The following is a 20,258-nucleotide window of genomic DNA, read 5'->3' on the forward strand; positions in this document are numbered from 1 at the left end:
CTAGCACGCCCCCTCATTGGGCATCGACCAGGCGTGATGGTCGGTATGCAGCAGCTCCTCGGCCAGCGGCGAGAGCGGCGCGCCCAAAAACTCGCGGTAGCACGCCTGGACATCGGGATTCTCGTGCGAGAAGCGAATATCGGCGTTCGCATCGAGCCCCCACAGCACCTGGCCGCGCTCGGCTGCCAGCTCGCAGCCGTCGTGGATGGGCTGACCGCCGCCACCGACGCAGCCGCCCGGGCATGCCATGACCTCAACGAAGTCATAGTTCACGCGGCCGTCGCGAATCGCGTCGAGCAGGCGGGCGGCGTTGCCCAACCCGTGCGCCACGGCGACGCGCACCTTGGTGCCATCGATATCGGCCACAGCTTCCTTCCAGCCGTCGAGTCCGCGCACGTCGGTAAAGAAATCCGCATCCGGGTTCTTGCCCGTCACCAGGTAATAGGCCGAGCGCACGGCAGCCTCCATCACGCCGCCCGTGGCGCCAAAGATCACGCCCGCGCCCGTGCCAAAGCCCAGCGGCGTATCGAGCGGCTCCTCGACCAGCGTGTCCACGCTCACGTGGCTTGCGCGGATCATGCGCACCATCTCGCGCACCGTCAGTGCAACGTCCACATCGGGCGCACCGCCCTCGCCCACCATGTTCGGCAGCGCGCACTCGGCCTTCTTGGCTGTGCACGGCATCACGGACACCACGAACAGGTGCTCGGGCTCCACGCCCAGCACCTTGGCGTAGTACGTCTTGGCGATGGCGCCAAACATCTGCTGCGGCGACTTGGACGTAGACAGGCTGTCGACAAACTCCGGATAGCGCGCCTTCACAAAGCGCACCCAGCCCGGGCAGCAGCTCGTAAACATGGGCCAGCCGCGGCTGTCGCCCTCGCCCTTGGCGGCGCCCAGGCGCTCGAGCAGCTCGGAGCCCTCCTCCATGATGGTGAGGTCGGCCGAGAAATCAGTATCGAACACGTACTCAAAGCCAACGCGGCGCAGCGCGCAGGCCAGGCGCTCAACGGTTGCCTCCTCGCGCGAAATGCCGAGTTCCTCGCCCCAGGCGCTACGCACGGCCGGCGCAATCTGCACCAGCACGATCTTGTCGGGATCGGCGATGGCGTCAAACACGGTCTCGGTGTCGTCGCGCTCGCGCAGCGCGCCCGTCGGGCAATGCGTGATGCACTGGCCGCACGCGACGCAATCGGTCTTGCCGATCGGCACGCGCCCGCGGGTGCCCACGGCGGTATGCGTGGCGCGGTTGGTCAGGTCCCAAATCCCTAGGCCCTGTACGCTCTCGCACACCTTGATGCAGCGCATGCATTTAATGCACTTGTCGTTTTCGCGGATGATGGGGAAATCGAAATCCCAGCCCTCGCCCGCCAAATGCCTTTGATACGGCAGATAGAAAATGCCCAGGTCGTTGGCAATGGTCTGCAGGTTGCAGTTACCGCTGCGCACACAGCTCGTGCAGCGTGAATCGTGCTGCGAAAGCAGCAGCTGCACGTTGGTGCGGCGCGCCTCGCGGGCCTTGGGGCTGTTGGTGTGGACCACCATGCCATCGAGCACGTAGTTGTTGCAGGCGGCAACCAGCTGGTCGCAGCCCTCAACCTCGACCACGCACACGCGGCAGCCGCCGATCTCGTTCAGATCGCGCAGGTAGCACAGGGTGGGAATCTGGATGCCGACGGACTTGGCCGCGTCCAGGATCGTGGTGTGCTCGGGCACCACGACCTCGCAATTATCGATAGTGAGCTTGACCATATTGAGTGCTCCGCTTTCGGTGTTATCGCTGACAGTGGGGTTGTTGAGCTCTACCATTCCAGGTTCCTCCCTCCGCGGAACGCGCCAAAACCAAAGTGGTCGCAACGCAGGCAGCGGCTTGCCTCCTGGCGCGCCTCCTCCTCGGTAAGGCCCTGCTCGACCAGATTCCAATCGTGAATACGCTCGCCGGCCTCGCGCTCACCCAGCTCGCAGCGGCCGCACTCGTGCTTGCCCTTAAACTGAACGGTCGGCAGCTCCACGTCGAGCTTGATCTTGTGGTCAAAGCCCAGGTAGCGGTCGATATTTGCCGAAGCAACGCGGCCGGCGTTGATGGCCCGGATGACGGTGGCGGGACCGGTCTGGCAGTCACCGCCGCTAAAGAGGCCATCGAAGTTAGGCACGGCGCCATCCGAATCGGTGACCACGCAGCCCCACTTGCAGGCGATGCCCATGTCCTCAAACGGCTTGGAATCGATGTCCTGGCCAATGGCCACAAACACGCGCTCGCAGGGAATGACGCGCTCGGGCGTGGCGGCGGCACGCGGGGCCGGACGCCCACGACGGGGCTCGCCGATAATCTGTGGCTGCACGCGCAGGCCGCTCACGCGACCCTCCTCACCCGTCTCGATAGCGAGCGGTGCGGTGAGCTCCAGAACCTCGCAGCCCTCGGCCTGAGCGCCGGCAATCTCGGCATCCTGGGCCGTCATGTCGCAGATGCGACGGCGGTAGACGATGCTTACCTTTTCGGCACCGCAGCGCACGGCAGAGCGTGCCACGTCCATGGCCACATTGCCGCCGCCGATGACGCACACGCGCTGGCCGCTCAGGTCGGGCAGCTCGTCGTCGCCGATGGCGCGCAGCATCTTGACGGCCGACTCCACGCCGAGCGCCTCTTCGCCCGGAAGGCCGAGCTTCTTATCGCTGTGGGCACCAATGGCCAGGTAGACGGCATCGAACTCGTCGCGCAGGCGGGCAAGTTCCTCGCCATTGACGGAGTGGTCGAGCTCCACGTCGATGCCGGCACTCAAGATCCAGTCAATCTCGGCCTGCAGGCGCTCGCGCGGCAGACGGTAGCTGGGAATGCCATAGCGCAGCATGCCGCCCAAGTGGTGACGCTGCTCAAAAATGGTCACCTTGTGGCCCATCACGGCCAAGTAATAGGCACAGGAAAGGCCGGCCGGGCCGCCGCCGATCACGGCGACGTGCTTACCGGTGTTGTCCACCACATGCGGCTTGTGGTCGTTGAGGTCACTGTGCTCAACGGCAAAACGCTTGAGGGCAAGGATGTTCATGGGATCGTCGACCATGCCGCGACGGCAGTGCATCTCACAGGGATGCTCGCACACCAGGCCGCAAACGAGCGGCAGCGGGTTGTTCTTGCGGATGACCTTGACGGCATCGGCATAGCGGCCGGCCTCGACCAGCGAAATGTAACCGGGAATGTCGACGTGCGCCGGGCAGCCCGAGACGCACGGGACGCGGGCCTCGCGGTCAAAGCCACAGGAGTGCTCGCGGATGTGGTGCTCAAAGTCGTCGCGGAAACCGCGGATAGCCGTAAGCGCCATGGCGCCGGCCTCGTAACCGATGGCGCAGTCGCTCGAAAGATAGATGGTGCGGGCGGTGCGCTCAATCAAGTTGAGCGTGGACTCGTCGGCGCGGCCCTCGAGCACATCGGCGAGCAGGTCGCTCAGCGCGCTCAGGCCCACGCGGCAGGGCGTGCACTTGCCGCAGCTCTGGGTGGAGCACAGGTTGACGAGCGCCGCCGTAAACTCGACGGGGCACGGGGCGAGCGAACTCACCGCCAGACGACGTCCGAGTGCATCGTGCAGGTCGTCCATGACGGCCTGAGCGTGGCTGCGTTCCATTACGTGCAGTCGAGCCATAAGGTCCCCTCTCACATGGCAGCCCGGAGGCGAGGCCGGGCGAAATTGCTACACGCACAACACTGACCTAAAAAGTTGTGAGGTCTCCATACGGTTCGGCAGGCGGTATAAAATGTCACCCTCAGCGGTGAAATAGAACATTACCGCAGATAAATGCCATATTTGATAAAACGCGTTACCAAACGACAATGCCCCGCCCACGCAATCACGTGGACGGGGCATTGATCATGGTATGCGGCCAGCGACCCTGCTGCTTTTATTTAAGCTCAGGCCAGTAACCCTTGTTGGCCTCGATCATGTCGTCGAGAACTTCCTTGGCGACCTTCATCGAAGGTACGGTCTTGTTCAGCGTAAAGGCCTTGAGCGCCTTCTCATACGAACCCTCGATCGTAGCCTCGACCACGAGCTTCTCGGAGTTCAGCTGCTGCATCATGAGGCCCTGCTGGAACAGAGGAATGTTGTCGCGGCTGATGACCTCGGGGCCGTTCTTGCCAATGTAGGCAGGCAGCTCGACCATAGCGTCGTAGGGCATGTTGGGGATAGCGCCCTTGTTCTCGCAAATGACCAGGAAGCGCTGCTTGGTGTCGTTCTTCAGAGCGATAGCCAGGTCGGCAATCCAGTCGCCGTGGCTGCCCGCATAGAACGTGCTCTCGTCGATCTCGCCCGTCTTCTCGTAGTGATCGATGCCGTCGAAGAGGTTCTTCTCGCGCGTCTCCTCAACCTCGTTAGCACGGGTGCGCTCGGGGTTGGAATGCTCGACGAATTCCTTCTGCTGCAGGTAGTAGTTCAGATACGTGTTGGGCAGGTACTCCGGGAAGCACTCCATAATCTCGTACTCGCCCTTCCAGACGTAGTACCAGCTGCCCTTGGTGTGACGGTTCTGCTCGGGATGCTCGTCGGTGGCCTCCTCGGGCTTCTTTGCCATGAGCGAGCCCATGCCCTTGAGGTAGGAGTCGGGCAGCAGGATCTGGTGCTCCTTGATGTACTCGCGCAGCTGCGGGAGCACCTCCTCGCCCTTGTGGCGGATCGAGGTGAACCAACCAAAGTGGTTGAGGCCAAAGTAATCGTACTCGACATCCTTCTTGTCGATATCGAGCGCGGCGCAAACCACGTCGATGATCGCGATCGGCATGTCGCAGATGTTGATGATGCGAGCGTTGGGACGCAGCACACGGCAGCCCTCGGAGACGATGGCAGCAGGGTTGGAGTAGTTGAGAATCCAGTAATCCTTCTTGGCGTACTTCTCAACGTCATCGATCAGCTCGACCATGGGGAAGATGGTGCGCATGCCGTAGGCAAGGCCGCCGCAACCGCAAGTCTCCTGGCCCACGCAGCCGTGACGCAGCGGAATCTTCTCGTCCTGCTCGCGCATGGCGTAGCCGCCCACGCGCATCTGGGCAAACACGAAGCTCGCGTCGGTAAAAGCCGTCTTTTTGTCGGTGGTCACCGTGAGCTTGATGTCCAGGCCGAGGTCCTCGTGCAAAATCCAGTCCACGAGCACGCCGACCTTGCGCTGGCGCTCCTCGTTGATGTCGTACAGACGAATCTCGTCAACGTCGAGCTCGTCCTTGCGCAGGGCGATGGACTTGACGATGCCGGGGGTAAAGGTGGATCCGCCACCACACAGAGTAATGATCATTGTTTACTGCTCCTTCTCAATTGCGTTTTCGACCTTGTCGCGCATCTCGGCGACCTTCATGCCAAAGATGATCTGGATATTATTGCCGTTGCGGTTGATGCCGCTGTTGGGCACGTGGTTGATGAGGTCCTCATTGATGAGGTCCGGGTTCTTAACGTTCACGCGGAGACGCGTAAAGCAGTTCTCGAGCTCCTCGATGTTGTCCTTGCCGCCAAGACCTGCGACCAGGTCGGCAATACCTGCATCGACGCCCTCTGCGGGAGCCGCGGCAACGGCGCCCTGCTTCACCGCGACAGATGCGGCGGCCTCGCCCTCGGCAACGGACTCGGCGAGCTCGGACTCCTCCTCGCGACCAGGCGTGTGGAGGTTGAGCTTCTTAATAAGGAAGGTGAAGAGGAAGAAGTACAGAGCGGCGTTAACGACTCCAAGCACCAGCATAACCGGCCAGTTGGTCTTGTCGACACCGAGGACCAGGTTGGAAACCACGATGTTGATGATGCCGCCTGCAGTCGAAGCGGGCACGGAGAGGACCTTGAGCAGAACCAGGAAGATGCCGGAAAGAACCGAGTGAACGACAAAGAGCACGGGAGCGGCAAAGACAAAGAGGAAGTCCATGGGCTCGGTCACGCAGGAGAGCACGGCGGTGATGATCAGCGGGATGATAACGGCCTTGGTCTTATCCTTGTTCCCCTTGTAGGCGGTGACGATAAAGGCGAGGCCGATGCCGATGTAGGGCCACAGATTGTTGAAGGTGTAGCTGTTGAAGTAGGTGCTATCGGAGAAGGGCTGGCCCGTCATTGCCATCTCGGCAACACGGATGGGATAGGCGCCGGCGATAACCTGATCACCCAGCGTCAGGGTGCCACCCACATCGGAGAACTGGAACGGGGTGTAGATGAGGTGGTGCAGACCGGTGGGAACGAGCAGCTTGTTGAGCATGCCGTAGATAAACAGACCGATGTTGCCCGACTCCTTAATGATGCCGGCAACGGAGGAGATGGCACCCTGAACCGGAGGCCAAACGATGCAGAACCCAGCGCCCATGATCCAGGAAATGATGATCATGATCAGGAACGGGAAGCGAACGCCCGAGAACATCGAAAGGGCAATGGAGAACTGCTTGTTCGAGTACTTGTTGAACACGGCACCGGTGATGCAACCGAGAATAATGCCGCCGAACACGCCGGTATCGAGCACCTGAATGCCCATAACGGTGGCCTGGCCGGTTCCGGTAAGACCGAGCATGCCGCTCGCATCGGCAAGAGAGCCGGTGGCGTTGAGCACGATGTTGTTAGCCTGCAGGAACAGGAAGAACGACATCAGGGCAATCAGCGAAGCATGGCCCTTGTTCTTCTTTGCCATGGCGCCGGCGATGCCCACGCAGAACAGAATCGAGAGGTTGTTGATGATAAACATCAGCGACTGATAGACAACGGCGCCCACAAGCTGGAACGGACCGGAGCCCAGTACGGGGACCAAAGCGCAGATGGTCTTGTTGGTCAGAATGATGCCCACGATGAGCAGGATGCCGGCAACCGAGAGATACATCATCGGCTGGACGATCGACTTCGCAAACACCTCCAACGGCGCTTTGAAATTGAACTTCTTTTTTGCGGTCATAGCGGTACTCCCCTTCCTTTTCCGCAAATTAAGACAGATGTGCCCTAGACAAGACCGTGAGCCTTGCCTTATATCAATCGATGTGTGGGCACGTTATGCCTAGAGACCAGGTTCTCCAAGCAGGTTAACAATGTGATATGCGAGATAGCTCTTCTCGGCATCGGTAACGACAACGTTATAGGTAGACGACAAGTGGGCGGCTATGGCATCCGCACACGAGAATGCACACGGATACGCCGTTTCATCGATTCGGAGCAGCGCGTCTCCGTTGATTTGCCCGGCCGTAGGATCGAGCGCTCGCTGTGCGAAAAACTGCAGGTGACGAACGAAACGTTCGTAAGGCAGCGAGGTGTCATCGAGGGTCGTGGCATAGCGCTCGGAAACAATCGCGAGCACGTCGCGAACAAGCTGGACCGAAACAATCAGACGGTCAGAGCGCTGCGGCATGGTGGCGTTGACGATATGCAAGGTAATGAAACCCTGCTCTTCTTCGCTCATCTGGATGCCCATATACTCCTTGATAATCTGCAGCGCACGGCCCGCAAGCGCATACTCCTTGCGATAGAACTGCTGGATCTCGAGCAGCAACGGGTTCTCGCAGGGAACGCCTTTGCGCTCACGCTCCAAAGCAAGGCTGATATGGTCTGCGAGAGCAATGAGGATCTTATCGTTGATGTCGGCATTGAGCTCTCGGCGAAGCATCTGAACAATTTCCTCGGAAATCACGAGGTTGACGGGGGGATGGACTCCAAAAGATGTGCCAAGCGGTCAATCGTACGCGAGTCCTGAGAAGTTCCCTCCTGCAACGCGTAGGTCTTTTCGACTGACGCCTCGTCGATGGCATCGCCGGCATGACGGCCAAAGCAGAGGCCTCGACCGATGACGATGAGCTCGGAGCCATCGTCCGAAGTGACCATTGCGACGTTGTTGTTAAAAACTCGCTTGATAACCACGGTACCCACCACAAGAATTTACTCGGAAAGCCAGACGACAGGCTCTTTAACAGCAACAGGGCCGGAAGCATGCTCACGAAGAGTCGAGTTCTCCGAACGCTCGCACACGATAACGAAGACCGTGGGATCAAAGCCGGCAGCGCGAACCACGTCGAAATCGACCTCGACGAGGGGCTGGCCCGCGTCGACATGGTCACCCTGGACAACAAGCGCATGGAAGCCCTTGCCCTCAAGCTTAACAGTGTCGATTCCGATGTGCAGCATCACCTGAGCAGAGCTGTCGTCGGACATGATGCCCAGCGCGTGCTCAGTCGGAAACAGTGCCGCGACAGTACCGGAAACAGGAGCGCACACCGTTCCCTCTTGGGGAACCACGGCAACGCCATCGCCCACTGCACGACTGCTAAAAGCGGGGTCATTGGTTTTTTCTAGATTAACAAGCTCGCCGGAAACAGGGGCGAGGATTTCGAACTCGGAAGCTGCAGTCGTCTGCTTATCCGAGCCGCCCATAAGGCGAGAAAAGAAACCCATGATGGCATGTCCCTTCATAAATATAGCCCAACCAAAATCAATCGAATGCGCCCGTTGAGACGCTCGCGATCAAAGACTTTGGTTAGGCCCACGTCCGAGGGGACTCGGTAACCTTCCGCATTTCTTTTTACGGGGGTTATTGTAGGCAACAACAAAGCCAGAATAGTCATTATGACCGGTGAGCGGGTTTTTTTCTTCGATAAACGGTATTTAAGCGGCACTTAGGGACGTTCCTTTTCTGCCGGCACTCGGGGACACTCCTCACTCTGGTGCATTGGGGACAGGTTTGTTTGCACCAGGTTGGCGCAGATTAACCTGGCCCCATTGCACCAATTTCGTATGCGCTAGATAAAGAGCTCGCATTCCTTCCGCACGACGCAAACCTTGCTCAGCATCTGGGAAACAGCGGATAGCTTGTTGGGATCAAGCTTGCGAGCGCCTCGCGGACATACGGCAATGCAGCGCATGCAGGAGATGCACGCCTCGCCAGCTGCTCGTTTGGGGTCACCCTTGTCGATAGCACAAACGGGGCACGCCGCGGCGCATGCACCGCAGGAGACGCAATCCTCTGTTGCCTCGGGTGCCATGCGGTGGCCTCCGGCTTGTTTATAAGGACGGTTGCCGGGAATAGAGGGCTCGGACGCATCCTCAGCCAACAGCTTTTGCTGAATTTGCTGCGCAAACTCTGCGAGCTGCGCCTCATCCTGCGCATCCGGACGACCGGCAGCAAACTGTCGCGCAATGGAATGTTCTGCAATGGCCGCAACTGCCGCGATCACCCGGAATCCCGCATGCTTCGCAACGTCCTCCAGCTCTACGAGCGTGTCCTCAAACGCGCGGTTTCCGTATACACAAACCAAAACAGCCCGAGCCCCGTTGCCGCGCACCATGCCCAACCGGTCAGCCACCACAGCCGGGATTCTACCGGCATACGCCGGCACAGAGATTACGGCCACGTCGTCCTCAGTCATCGAGACAGCGCTGAAATCTAGCCCGCTATCGGTCAGATCGACGGTAACGGTATTCTTGCCCAGTGCCCCGGCCACAAGGCCAGACACCTTCCGCGTTCCACCCGTCGGACTAAACACAATTTCGAATACGCTCATCGAGACACCCTCCCCTACGCCTGGCAACGCGTCAAGCCGCTTTCACATTCAGACAGAGTATACGGCGCATGGGGGGAGCTCCCCGTTTTGGTGCGCTAGGCAGCCCGATACACCAACCCATACTGCCCGCCTTTTCGGTTTGCATAATTCCCGGTACAGATTGCATATATTTACTGGATACCGCCGCGTTCTCCTGAGGTACCCCATCCTGGCCCGTGCAAAAAACGGAGTATTCTGCAACGTGACCGCGCCAGCACCGCCGCGGGTGGGCAAAACTGTAGGGCGCCGTATCATTTTAAGTCCCGACATGGCGAGAATGACGCGCCCCTGCTCCGGAAAACGGCGAAATCTGACTCGGAACGCTCGCTAGGGATATCCGAAGGCCACCGTTGGCGACGTCGAATCATATGCAGACAACTCGAACTGCAGAATACTCCAAAAAATGCACGGCGCACCCCATAGGACCCATTGCTGCATGGCGGAAAATAGGTCCTCAGCATCCCCCAGATGCATTCCCGAGAACATCACGTTTGAATTAGCGATGGACACGGCAAACAAAAGGGCCCGAGCGTTATTTGCTCGGGCCCTTAGCTTGTCTCACGCTAGCGCGCGATGCGCATCTTACTTGCGCTTGCCGCCGCCGTCGCCGGGGCGACGGGAGCTGCCACCGCGCTTGCCGCCACGGCTGTTGCCGTAGCTGCCACGGTTATCGCGACCGCCGGCACGGCCGCCACGGGAGCCGGCCTGGTTGCCGCCACGACCACCACGATAGCCGCCGCGACGCTCTTCGCGGGTATCGTCGTAGTTGCGCCAGTCATCGCGACGATCACGGCTGGCACGCGGGTCACGACGATCGCGCGACTCGTTAGAACGACCAGCGCCGCCGCGGCCGCCATTGCCGCGAGCACCCTCGCGACGCTCGCCGCCGCGGCTACCGCGCTCTTCAAAGCGCTTGCCGCCACGGGACTCACCGCCACGGGCACCTCGCTCACCGCGACCCTCGCCGCCGCGACGCTCATCACGGCCACCGCGCTCGTCATCACGACCGGAACGACGGCGGTCGCCCGCACCGCGCTTGCCACCGCGCGAACCGCGGCCCTCGTCCTCGCGCTCGACACGACGACGGCCGCCACGGTCCTCGTCCTCACGACGACGGCGGTGTGCCTCGCCCTGGAACTGCTTGGCACGGCGCTCGGCACGGTTGCCGCGCGGGGCCTGCTCAACGACACCAGCACCGCCGCGCTCCTCGGCAGCCACCTCGCGGGCCACGCTCTCCACAGCCTCGTCCACGCGAGCCTGAACGCCCTCGCGCACGCGGGTCTTGCCGCCGCGCTTGGGACGGCTCGGACGCTCACCGTCGCCGCGACGCTCGTCTCGACCGCGGTTGGAACGACCGGCCACATCACCGTAATCGTCGCCGTTGCGTTTGCCGTCGCGACGCGCCTGCTCAAGCTTCTTCTTGCTCTTGGACTTGCCGCGCTTGGTCTTCTTCTTCACCTTAAAGGCCGCAGGATCGCGCTCGGGGTCAACCGCGGGCGGATTGGGGCCCACATGCAGGTCGCCGGCCTCGTAGATGTCGGCGGTCTTGTCCATGAGCTTCTCGATCTCGTAGAACTCATCGACGTCCTGCTCGGTCACAAACGTAATGGCCCAGCCCAGCTCGCCGGCGCGGCCCGTACGGCCAATACGGTGGATGTAGTCGGTCGGCTCGGCCGGCACGTCAAAGTTCACGACGTAGCGCACGTCGCTGATGTCGATGCCGCGGGCGAGCACGTCGGTTGCCACCAACACGTCGACGGTACCGTCGCGGAAGGCCGAAAGGGCACGCTCGCGCTGGGCCTGGCTGCGGTTGCCGTGAATCGCGGCGGCCTTGATGCCCTTGCGCTCCAGACGACGGCAGCAGCTGTCGGCGCGGTGCTTGGTGCGCATAAAGACGATGGTGCGCTCCGGGCCCTCCTTCTTGAGGAACTCGGGCAGCAGGTTGTTTTTGGCCTCGATGGACACCGGGAACACAAACTGGTCGACGGTGTCGGCGGTCGACGTGGCAGGTGTGATCTCCACGCGAGCCGGGTCGCTCACCAGGTCGGTGATCTCGCCCACGGCCTCCTCGTCGAGGGTCGCCGAGAACAGCAGCGTCTGACGCTCGGCCGGCGTCTCGCGCACAATGCGCCGGACGGCGGGCAAAAAGCCCATATCGAGCATGCGGTCGGCCTCGTCGAGTACCAGCACTTTGACCTCGTCCAGGTGGCAGGCGCCCTGCTCGATCAGATCGACCAGACGGCCCGGCGTTGCGACCAGGATGTCGCAGCCGTACTTAAGTGCCGCGGTCTGCGGCTTGTAGCTCACGCCGCCCACGACGGTCACGGCAACATGGCCGGTGACGTCGGCGATTTTGCTTGCGACCTCGTCGATCTGCTGGGCGAGCTCGCGCGTGGGGGTGATGACGAGCATCACGGGGCCGCGGCCGTTGCCCTCGGGCTTTTTAACACCGCGACGGCGGTTGCGGCCGCCGCGCTCGCGCACGGGTTTGGGAGGAGCGATGTGCTCCAGATTGTTCATGGTCGGTAGCAAAAAGGCAGCCGTCTTGCCGGTGCCGGTCTGAGCGGCGGCAAGCAGGTCACGGCCCTCGAGCACTACGGGGATCGAGCCGGCCTGCACGGGCGTGGGCGCCGTGTAGCCCAGGTTCTCGATAGCACGAAGCATCTCGTCGGAGAGGCCCAGCTCGTCAAAGGCGGGCAGGCTCTCGGTAGCGGACTCGACGGCCTGGGCGGCATTGGCCTCATCGGCGGCATCGAAGGCAGCCTGGGTCATGGCCTCGCGGGTCTCGTCCAGAATCTCGGCGTCGGTGACGTCAGATACAGAATTACGCATATGTTGTTGTTCCTTATCTGCACGCGCAATGGGCACGGCATGCGGCCGCGCGGGCGTGCTTGGTAGTGCGCTAATACATACAAAAACAGGTGCGCACAGAGAGGACGTTGCTCAGCACGCTGGCGATCGCTTTGGCAGCCCTATCACGCGCCGTCCAGACGCAGCAGCTCTAAGCGATGGAGCAGATTCGCCGCCGGTTAGTATACCCGCACTCCGTATGCCCCCACGTAAACCACAGATGACGAGGCGGACGGGGCGGGCCTGGCCGATTGTCTCAATCTGTAACAGATGCAGGGCAAAACCGGGTCCAAATGTTACAGAACAAGACAGAGGGGGATTTCCGTCCAGTCCAAACCAAATCTCTCAGTCTTCCTGCAATTTCGAACATGTGGCCTATAATGTTGCTTTGGTTACGCTGTATATTGCGCAGCCATTTAATACGTCGCCCACCGGGAGCCATTAATTCCTATCGCCATATTGGCTAGGAAGCAATCAAAGGAGGTATCCGTGGCAGCAGAGACGCCTTGCTCGGTCCTCTATAACGATATTCGCTCGTTCGGCGGTCTTAAACATCTCGAGATCGCCCGAATGCTCATCAATGGAAACTCTTATCTCGGCAGTACCCTGCTCGAGAAATGCTCTTCCAACCGCTCGTATCTCACCCGTTACATCGTCCATCGCAAGCCTGACCAGTGCGCGCCCGCCATCTACAGCGACTTTACCGTCACCACGCTCAACCTTTCCGCGGCAATCTGCAGCAAGCTCGGCGGCGGCGAGTCCGCCTATCGGGCAATCGCCGAGCACTATCGCGGTCCGGCCGCCAACGAAATGATGTCGGCTCTCGCCAGCTACAAGCTGGACAGCCGCCTATATGCAAATGCCCTCAATCGCATCGACAACTTTGACGGCAATGCCGTGCGTGAGAAAAGCACGCTTTACCTTATGCTCTTTGTGGCAACGGGGGCGCTCGCCGATCCCGTTCAGGGCGTGGCCACCGTCGAGCGCTTTTGCGACAGCAAGACAGGCGGGCACTTTGGCACCACCGAAACTACCGTAGGACGTGGCTTTATGAGCAGCCTGGGGCAGCCACGCACCGTCGCCCCTAACCTCGGTCTGCTCAGAACCCATGCCGACAACTGCGCCGACATGCAAATCCATCCCCTCACACGCGATCCGCGCGGCACTGTGATTGGTTCTTTGCCCAAAACCTCGCCCAGCATCACCGATGTAGGCGCCGACGCCTCGCGCGAGCATCTTCGTATTTGGCTCGAGGGTGAGCACTGGTACGCCCAGGGCCTTGGATCGACCAACGGCACAGTGCTCGAATCGGGCGCGGGTGACGGCGATACCGTAATCGAGCCGCCCCGCGACCAACGAGAGCCCGGCAAAGTCTATCCCCCAGTGGAAATCGAAAACAGCGACAGGCTCCATCTGGGTCTCTACACGACATTCCTTGTCATTGTGGACTAGCACGGACGGCGATCGGAAGACGGTCGCCGTCCGTCTTTCGTCTTCTACCTTCTGCGTCGTAAACGACAATACTCAGCGGCATACGTGGGCAGTGCGGCTATCATGGTTCTTTACCGATATCCGCACTGCTCACGTATACGTGCGGCAACCCATGCCAGACAAAGGAACGCCATGGATACTACCGATAGCGCCTATGGCGACAAACTCATCCGTCTTGACACGTTCGACACCGCCGTGGCGGTCGACCCCAACGCCGAGGACGAGGCCAAGCGTCGGTTTATGACGCTTATTCTCCAGACGGCCCACCGCAACAACGGCAACATCGGGCACGTGCTGCGCGCGACCAACACGAGCGGCGAGGTCTTTGCCGTCAAGCTACTCAAGGACAACGCCATCCTTTCCGGCCAAGCCCCCGACCGCTCCGCCGAGCAATCGGCAGCGCACCTGGCCAACACCGCCGCGCTGTTCGAGGAGTACCGTCATCTGTGTACCGTCTCGCACCTGCGCGGATTTCCACGCGTCTATGGCTACGGATCGTGCGAGGATGACCCGCTCATCCTCATGGAGTGGGTCGAGGGCACCTCACTCAAGCAGGCGCTACCTCTGCTTCCGCACGACGCCTCGGGCGGGCTGACCACCCAGATGGTCGCCGCCGTCGGAAACGCCGTGCTTCGTGCGCTCTTGATGACCCAAGGCCTCGTGAATCCGGTCGTCCATCGCGACCTGTCGCCTGCCAATATCATGTTCCGCACCACCAGCCGAACACTCGAGCAGCAGATTGCCGATTGTTCCTTTGACCCCTGCCTCATCGACATGGGCTCCGCGACCATGGCTCTCGGCGACGACACGATCACCCGGCGCGCCGACATCTGGCGCTTTGCCACACCCGCATACGCCGCGCCCGAGATGCTCACGCAGGATATCGAAGGCATCGCGGCTCTTCGCCGTTCGCCGGCAATCGATGTCTACGCGCTTTCGAGCATTCTGTACCAGCTCTACAGCGGTCGCAAACCGTTTGACTTTGAGTCGACGGACGCCACTGCAACCGGCTCGTTCTATCTCGTAAAGACCAAGACCAAGCCGGCGCCGCTCGAGCTGCGCTGCGAGGGCGATGAAGCGCTCGTCCAAATCATCATGAAGGGTCTCTCAGTCGAGCAGTGCGATCGTCCCACCGAGCAGCAGATGCTCGAGGTGCTCTCGGCATACCTCACTGATGCCGAATCCGAGGGCCGCGAAGGCACAGGAGACGAGGCCGCGATTGATATCGATTCTGGCACGCACCTTAAGGTCGACGTCGCCGGCGAGCGCGCACGAGAGATCCTGAATCAGGCCGCCACGATGCCATGACCCGCCGCCGCTTTATTATCGGCGGCGCTATCGCAGCCGTTGCGGGGCTCAGCGTTATCGGGGCGGCAACCCATGGCTTTGGCATCCCCGACTACCTTGACGGCATCCGCGGTTCACTTGACGACTACACCTGGGATCAGCTGCAGGAGATTTCGCTCAAGATTAAGGCCGCCGAGACCCGTAGCGAGGCACGCGAGATTGCCAAGCGTTACCACCTGCTCGACGCTGATGGGCATATCCCCTATCCGTGCACCAAGCGTGTCACGCTCACCAACGGGCTGGAGGTCGGCGCGCAGCTTGTGGGCATCCGTCACGATGAGCTTCTGGACGGTACGGGCAAGGCCGGGCTGACGTTTATGTTCGACGCGGGTATTGCCGAGCGCAACGCTGCGGCTGAACCGCCGAGCGCCGGCTGGGCAGATTGCGAGCTGCGGGAATGGCTCAACGGCGACGGCCTTAAGCTGCTGCCCAACGAGTTGCGCACACTCATTAAAGGGGTCAAGAAGGTCTCGAACAATGTGGGCGCCGCCAACAGCGCATCGTGCCTGAGCGAGTTGCCCGCAACCCTTTGGCTGCCCGCCATGGTCGAGCTGTGCGGTACGCAACCGCCCGATTCGTTTACCGAGGGCTATCACTACCTGGCAGACATCTACAACGGCGAGGGCAGGGAGTATCAGCTCTTCCGCGAGCTCAAGGTGAGCCCGTATTCCACGAACGAGACGATGGTCCGCCAGTGGAAGGGCAAGGACACCTGTTGGTGGGAGCGCACGGTGAGCCCCGACACATCGGAGAGCGAAGGCACGCTCTATATGAACCGCGTGGGGCACGACGGCGACGTCTTTACGTACGCAACGCCTGCGGAAAAGCCAAGCAAGCTAACCTGTGTGATCCCCGGGTTCTGTATCTAGGCGGCGGGCGTCTTGCCGTGACGGGACCCCTCCCCGGCAATTGTCTCGATCTGTAACAGTAAGGGGTCAAAAACCTCTCTAGATGTTACAAATCAAGACATTTGAGTTGACCGCGGACGGTTTGTCTCGATCTGTAACATCTAGCAGGAAAAACGGTCCTTAGGCGTTACAGGTTGAGACGTTAAGTTGTGGCTCGATGTAATGTCTCGATCTGTAACAGTTACTCGACAAAAACGGGTCTAGTTGTTACAGATTGAGACATTAGACCGGCTACGGTCCGCCGACCTGGCTATCACCTCGACCAATACCAGAATGTCATACATTTCAATCTCCACTGGACACCCCCAGGGGGTATGGGTGTATAGTATCGGATGGTTAACATTTCCGACACTACGCCACAGAAAGGAGAAGCCATGGCTCAAGATAAGTTCGATGTGGGCGGCATGACGTGCGCCGCCTGCCAGGCGCACGTGGACCGTGCCGTGAGCAAGCTCGACGGCGTCCAAAGCGTCGCGGTCAACCTGCTCGCCGGCTCCATGCTGGTCGACTACGACCCCGCGCAGGTCTCCCCCGACGACATCTGTACCGCCGTCGATCGCGCGGGTTATTCGGCCTCGCCCGTTAGCACGGGCACCGATGCCGCCAACTCAAACGGCAACGCGCAAGCCAGGTCCGGCGCCGCCCATATGGAGTCGCCGACCAAAAAGTTGGAGGCCGCCGCCTCTGCCATGCGCACCCGCCTCATCATCTCGATCATCTTCCTCATCCCACTGTTCTACATAGGCATGGGGCACATGCTCGGTTGGCCACTGCCCGGCGTCTTCACCGACCACACCCACAACATGACGCTCGCGCTCACCGAGCTCGTCCTGCTCATTCCCATCGTCTACGTCAACGACGCATACTTTATCAACGGGTTTAAATCGCTTACGCACGGCGCGCCTACCATGGACGCCCTTATTGCCGTGGGCGCCACTGCTTCCATCGCCTGGTCGCTCTACGCCATGTTCATCATGGCCGACCAGCTAGCCGCGGGTCAGGTCCACGAGGCCATGATGACAAGCATGGACAACCTGTATTTTGAGAGCGCCGGCACAATCCTGTCGCTCGTCACCGTGGGCAAATATCTCGAGACACGCAGCAAATCCAAGACCGGCGGCGCCATCGAGGCGCTCATCGACTTGGCGCCCAAGACCGCGACCGTCGTGGCAGAGGACGGCACCGAAACCACCGTCGATGTCGACGCCATCCTTCCCGGCCAGGTCCTGCGCGTGCGCCCCGGCGAGTCCATCCCCGTCGATGGCGTGGTGCTCGAGGGCAGCTCGGCCGTGGACGAGAGCGCGCTCACCGGCGAGTCCATCCCCGTGGAGAAGACCGCCGGCGACACTGTCAATGCGGCCACGGTCAACCGCACGGGCTCGTTTACCTTCCGCGCCACGCGTGTGGGCGCCGACACGTCGCTCGCCAAGATTATCCAGCTCGTCGAGGACGCCAACGCCACCAAGGCGCCCATCGCCCGCATGGCCGACAAGGTCGCCGGCGTGTTCGTGCCCGTAGTATTCGCGATCTCGGCCGTGACCTTTGTGGCGTGGATGGTGCTGACCGGAAGCGTCAACGAAGCGCTTACCTCCGCCGTCGCCGTGCTGGTGATCAGCTGCCCGTGCGCGCTGGGCCTGGCCACGCCAGTCGCCATTATGGTCGGCACCGGCAAGGGCGCCGAGATGGGCATTCTCTTTAAGAGCGCCGAGGCGCTGGAGAACCTGCGCAGCGTGGGCACCGTGGTGCTCGATAAGACGGGCACGGTCACCCGCGGCAAGCCTGCCGTGACCGATATCGTGGTAGCCACGCGCGCTGACGGCTCGCCCGCCATGAGCGAAAAGGCGCTGCTCAAGTTGGCCGCCGCGCTGGAACGCTCAAGCGAGCACCCGCTGGCCGAGGCGATTATGGTCGAATGCGAGACACGCGGAATCGTCGCGCGCATGGTCGAGGACTTTACCGCCGTGCCCGGTCGCGGCGTCACAGCACGCGAGGGGCAAAACGCCATCGCCGCCGGCAACATACGCCTGATGGACGAGCTGGGCGTTACCGTGCCCGCGGGTCTTGCCGAGCAATTTGCCGCCGAGGGCAAGACGCCGCTGTTCTTTGCCAAGAACGGTGAGCTTGCCGGCACCATTGCCGTAGCTGACGAGGTCAAGGAGACGAGCGCCGAGGCCATCGCCGCATTGCGCTCGCTTGGCGTCGACGTGCGCATGCTCACCGGCGACAACCGCGTCACTGCCGAAGCAATCGCCCGCCGCGTGGGACTGAGCAGCGAGCAAGTCATCGCCGACGTCCTCCCCGCCGACAAGGAACGCCATGTGCGCGAACTGCAGGACGCGGGCGGCAAGGTCGCCATGGTGGGCGACGGCATCAACGACTCCCCCGCCCTGGCGCGCGCCGACGTGGGCCTTGCCATCGGCACCGGCGCAGACATCGCCAAAGAAGGGGCTGATGTGGTGCTCATGCGCAGTGACCTCATGGATGTCGCCCGCGCCATCGAGCTTTCGCGCGCCACGATCCGCAACATCAAGCAGGACCTGTTCTGGGCGCTGTTCTACAACGGCATCGGCATTCCGCTGGCGGCGGGCGTGTTCTTCCCGCTCACCGGGTGGCAGCTCTCGCCAATGTTTGGCGCCGCGGCCATGAGCCTGTCGAGCGTCTGCGTTGTGAGCAATGCGCTGCGCCTGCGAACCTTTAAGCCATCAGTTGCGGTGAAATAAGGCGTAACATGCTTAGCTAAACCGCTATTTAGTCCGTATTCCACCGCAACTTTAGGTACTCAACGAAAAGGAGATAATCATGAACTACATCGTTAAAACGTCTGGCCTTATGTGCGGCCACTGCGACGCTACTGTCGAGACCGCGCTGCTCAACGTAGCCGGCGTGACCGATGCCGATGCCGATCACGAGACCCAGACCGTCCAGGTGGAGTGCGCCGACACCGTGACCGCCGAGCAGCTCGCCGCTGCCGTCGAGGGCGCCGGCGAGAAGTTCCACGCCCTGTCCGTGACCGCCGCGTAGCAGCTGCGCACCAACAGACACCGCTGCCCAACCAGCCCCTCAGAAGTTGCGGTGAAATAGTTCCGGTTTAAACGCTTTAAGCCTTCAATCAGGAACTATTTCACCGCAACTGACGGGGGCATTTGAAGGATTGACCAGAAACGAGGACTCGCCATGATGGCAGACCACAAATCGGTGACCCGCATGCTCAAGACGGCACGCGGCCAGATCGACGGCATCTTGCGGATGGTCGAGGAGGACCGTTACTGCGTCGATATTTCCACGCAGCTTATGGCCACGCAGGCGCTCATCGCCCGCATCAACGCCGATGTGCTGAAGGCACACATCGAGGGCTGCGTCGCCTCGGCCATCGAATCGGGCGACGAGGAGCTCAAAGCCGCCAAGCTCGCCGAGATAGAGCGCGTCGTCGATAAGCTCGCCAAGTAATTGGTGCATTGGGGACAGGCTTCTTTGCACCGTCTTGGTGTTCCGGGGACAGGTACGTTTGCACCACCTTGGTGCAGATTAACCTGTCCCCAATGCACCAAAAGGGGTATAAAGGCGTGCAGCATATCGAATGAAAGGCAGTGTGCATGAATGACTTTATGAAGGGTCGCAACGGCGCCGATGAACTCACCGTCGTGTTGGGCTTCGCAGGCATTATCATCGCGATGATCGGATCGATGGCCCGCATCCAGTGGCTCAGCTGGATCGCCATCGCCGTAATCGTACTCGGCGTGCTGCGCGGCCTGTCCAAAAACATCGACGCCCGCCGCAAGGAGAACGATGCTTTTGTCACGGCGACCGCAAACGTCCCCGGCCTAGGCAAGTTCGTCGCCAGCTTGGGCGGTGGAACAGCAGCGGCCAGCACCTCGCGCGCAGCTGGAACGAGCAAGGAAGACTTTGAGCGTGCCAAGCGTACGGCCAAGAAGATGTGGAAGGGCCGCAAGACCACGGCCTATCTCAAGTGCCCCAACTGCGGCCAGATGCTCTCCGTCCCCAAGGGCAAGGGCAAGATCCGCGTCACCTGCCCCAAGTGCCACGCCAAGATGGAGACGCGCTCCTAGCCGCCATACCATGGGACAAATAAAAGCCGAGGCCTCGCACTGAGACCTCGGCATTTTTGATTATGACAAAGG

The 20,258-nt window shown here is 61.2% G+C and carries 16 protein-coding genes; 7 read left to right on the forward strand and 9 right to left on the reverse strand.

Annotated elements, in window-relative coordinates; translation table 11 throughout:
* The 9 genes from LCQ44_RS00155 to LCQ44_RS09980 all read right to left on the reverse strand — a co-directional run bounded on the left by LCQ44_RS00155 (nucleotide 1) and on the right by LCQ44_RS09980 (nucleotide 12,355).
* On the reverse strand, nucleotides 1–1,809 hold the full coding sequence (locus LCQ44_RS00155; protein ID WP_225093777.1) for a [FeFe] hydrogenase, group A: 1,809 nt from the start codon (nucleotides 1,807–1,809) through the stop codon (nucleotides 1–3).
* Nucleotides 1,803–3,635, reverse strand: coding sequence for an NAD(P)-binding protein (locus LCQ44_RS00160; protein ID WP_225093778.1), 1,833 nt, complete (start codon nucleotides 3,633–3,635; stop codon nucleotides 1,803–1,805). Before LCQ44_RS00160 ends, LCQ44_RS00155 begins: the two co-directional genes overlap by 7 nt.
* A 256-nt stretch (nucleotides 3,636–3,891) precedes the next feature.
* A complete protein-coding gene (locus LCQ44_RS00165; protein ID WP_225093779.1) occupies nucleotides 3,892–5,274 on the reverse strand; it encodes a 6-phospho-alpha-glucosidase in 1,383 nt (460 codons plus the stop codon).
* Nucleotides 5,275–5,277: 3 nt separating this feature from the next.
* Entirely contained in the window at nucleotides 5,278–6,894 is a 1,617-nt protein-coding gene (locus LCQ44_RS00170; protein ID WP_225093780.1) for a PTS transporter subunit EIIC, read from the reverse strand.
* A 99-nt stretch (nucleotides 6,895–6,993) separates the two neighbouring features.
* On the reverse strand, nucleotides 6,994–7,596 hold the full coding sequence (locus LCQ44_RS00175; RefSeq protein WP_225093781.1) for a BglG family transcription antiterminator: 603 nt from the start codon (nucleotides 7,594–7,596) through the stop codon (nucleotides 6,994–6,996).
* Between the two features lie 20 nt (nucleotides 7,597–7,616).
* Nucleotides 7,617–7,847 (reverse strand): CAT RNA binding domain-containing protein, encoded by a 231-nt coding sequence (locus LCQ44_RS00180; RefSeq protein ID WP_225093782.1) that lies wholly within the window; start codon nucleotides 7,845–7,847, stop codon nucleotides 7,617–7,619.
* Nucleotides 7,848–7,865: 18 nt separating this feature from the next.
* Entirely contained in the window at nucleotides 7,866–8,378 is a 513-nt protein-coding gene (locus tag LCQ44_RS00185) for a PTS sugar transporter subunit IIA (protein WP_225093783.1), read from the reverse strand.
* 344 nt (nucleotides 8,379–8,722) lie between these two features.
* Nucleotides 8,723–9,484 carry a ferredoxin family protein gene (locus LCQ44_RS00190; protein WP_225093784.1) on the reverse strand — a complete coding sequence of 254 codons (762 nt, stop codon included), beginning with the start codon at nucleotides 9,482–9,484 and terminating at the stop codon, nucleotides 8,723–8,725.
* Between the two features lie 621 nt (nucleotides 9,485–10,105).
* Nucleotides 10,106–12,355, reverse strand: coding sequence for a DEAD/DEAH box helicase (locus LCQ44_RS09980; protein ID WP_263633933.1), 2,250 nt, complete (start codon nucleotides 12,353–12,355; stop codon nucleotides 10,106–10,108).
* Between the two features lie 507 nt (nucleotides 12,356–12,862).
* On the opposite strand from LCQ44_RS09980, the gene LCQ44_RS00200 reads away from it, so the two are divergent.
* The 7 genes from LCQ44_RS00200 (at nucleotide 12,863) to LCQ44_RS00230 (ending at nucleotide 20,186) form a co-directional block, all read left to right on the forward strand.
* Nucleotides 12,863–13,825: an FHA domain-containing protein gene (locus LCQ44_RS00200; protein ID WP_225093785.1), complete on the forward strand. Its 963-nt coding sequence runs from the start codon at nucleotides 12,863–12,865 to the stop codon at nucleotides 13,823–13,825.
* Nucleotides 13,826–13,996: 171 nt separating this feature from the next.
* Nucleotides 13,997–15,172: a serine/threonine protein kinase gene (locus LCQ44_RS00205; RefSeq protein ID WP_225093786.1), complete on the forward strand. Its 1,176-nt coding sequence runs from the start codon at nucleotides 13,997–13,999 to the stop codon at nucleotides 15,170–15,172.
* On the forward strand, nucleotides 15,169–16,080 hold the full coding sequence (locus LCQ44_RS00210; RefSeq protein ID WP_225093787.1) for a DUF6273 domain-containing protein: 912 nt from the start codon (nucleotides 15,169–15,171) through the stop codon (nucleotides 16,078–16,080). Before LCQ44_RS00205 ends, LCQ44_RS00210 begins: the two co-directional genes overlap by 4 nt.
* A gap of 413 nt (nucleotides 16,081–16,493) precedes the next feature.
* Complete coding sequence (locus LCQ44_RS00215; RefSeq protein ID WP_225093788.1) at nucleotides 16,494–18,839, forward strand: heavy metal translocating P-type ATPase; 2,346 nt, start codon at nucleotides 16,494–16,496, stop codon at nucleotides 18,837–18,839.
* A 79-nt stretch (nucleotides 18,840–18,918) separates the two neighbouring features.
* The gene (locus tag LCQ44_RS00220; RefSeq protein ID WP_225093789.1) at nucleotides 18,919–19,140 is read left to right on the forward strand and encodes a heavy-metal-associated domain-containing protein; all 222 of its coding nucleotides are present in this window, start codon (nucleotides 18,919–18,921) and stop codon (nucleotides 19,138–19,140) included.
* 153 nt (nucleotides 19,141–19,293) lie between these two features.
* Nucleotides 19,294–19,566, forward strand: coding sequence for a metal-sensing transcriptional repressor (locus tag LCQ44_RS00225; protein ID WP_118335402.1), 273 nt, complete (start codon nucleotides 19,294–19,296; stop codon nucleotides 19,564–19,566).
* Between the two features lie 146 nt (nucleotides 19,567–19,712).
* Nucleotides 19,713–20,186, forward strand: a complete 474-nt coding sequence (locus LCQ44_RS00230) for a hypothetical protein (RefSeq protein WP_225093790.1) — start codon at nucleotides 19,713–19,715, stop codon at nucleotides 20,184–20,186.
* Nucleotides 20,187–20,258: the final 72 nt, after the last annotated feature.

The sequence above is a fragment of the Collinsella aerofaciens genome (assembly GCF_020181355.1).
Classification (GTDB): domain Bacteria; phylum Actinomycetota; class Coriobacteriia; order Coriobacteriales; family Coriobacteriaceae; genus Collinsella.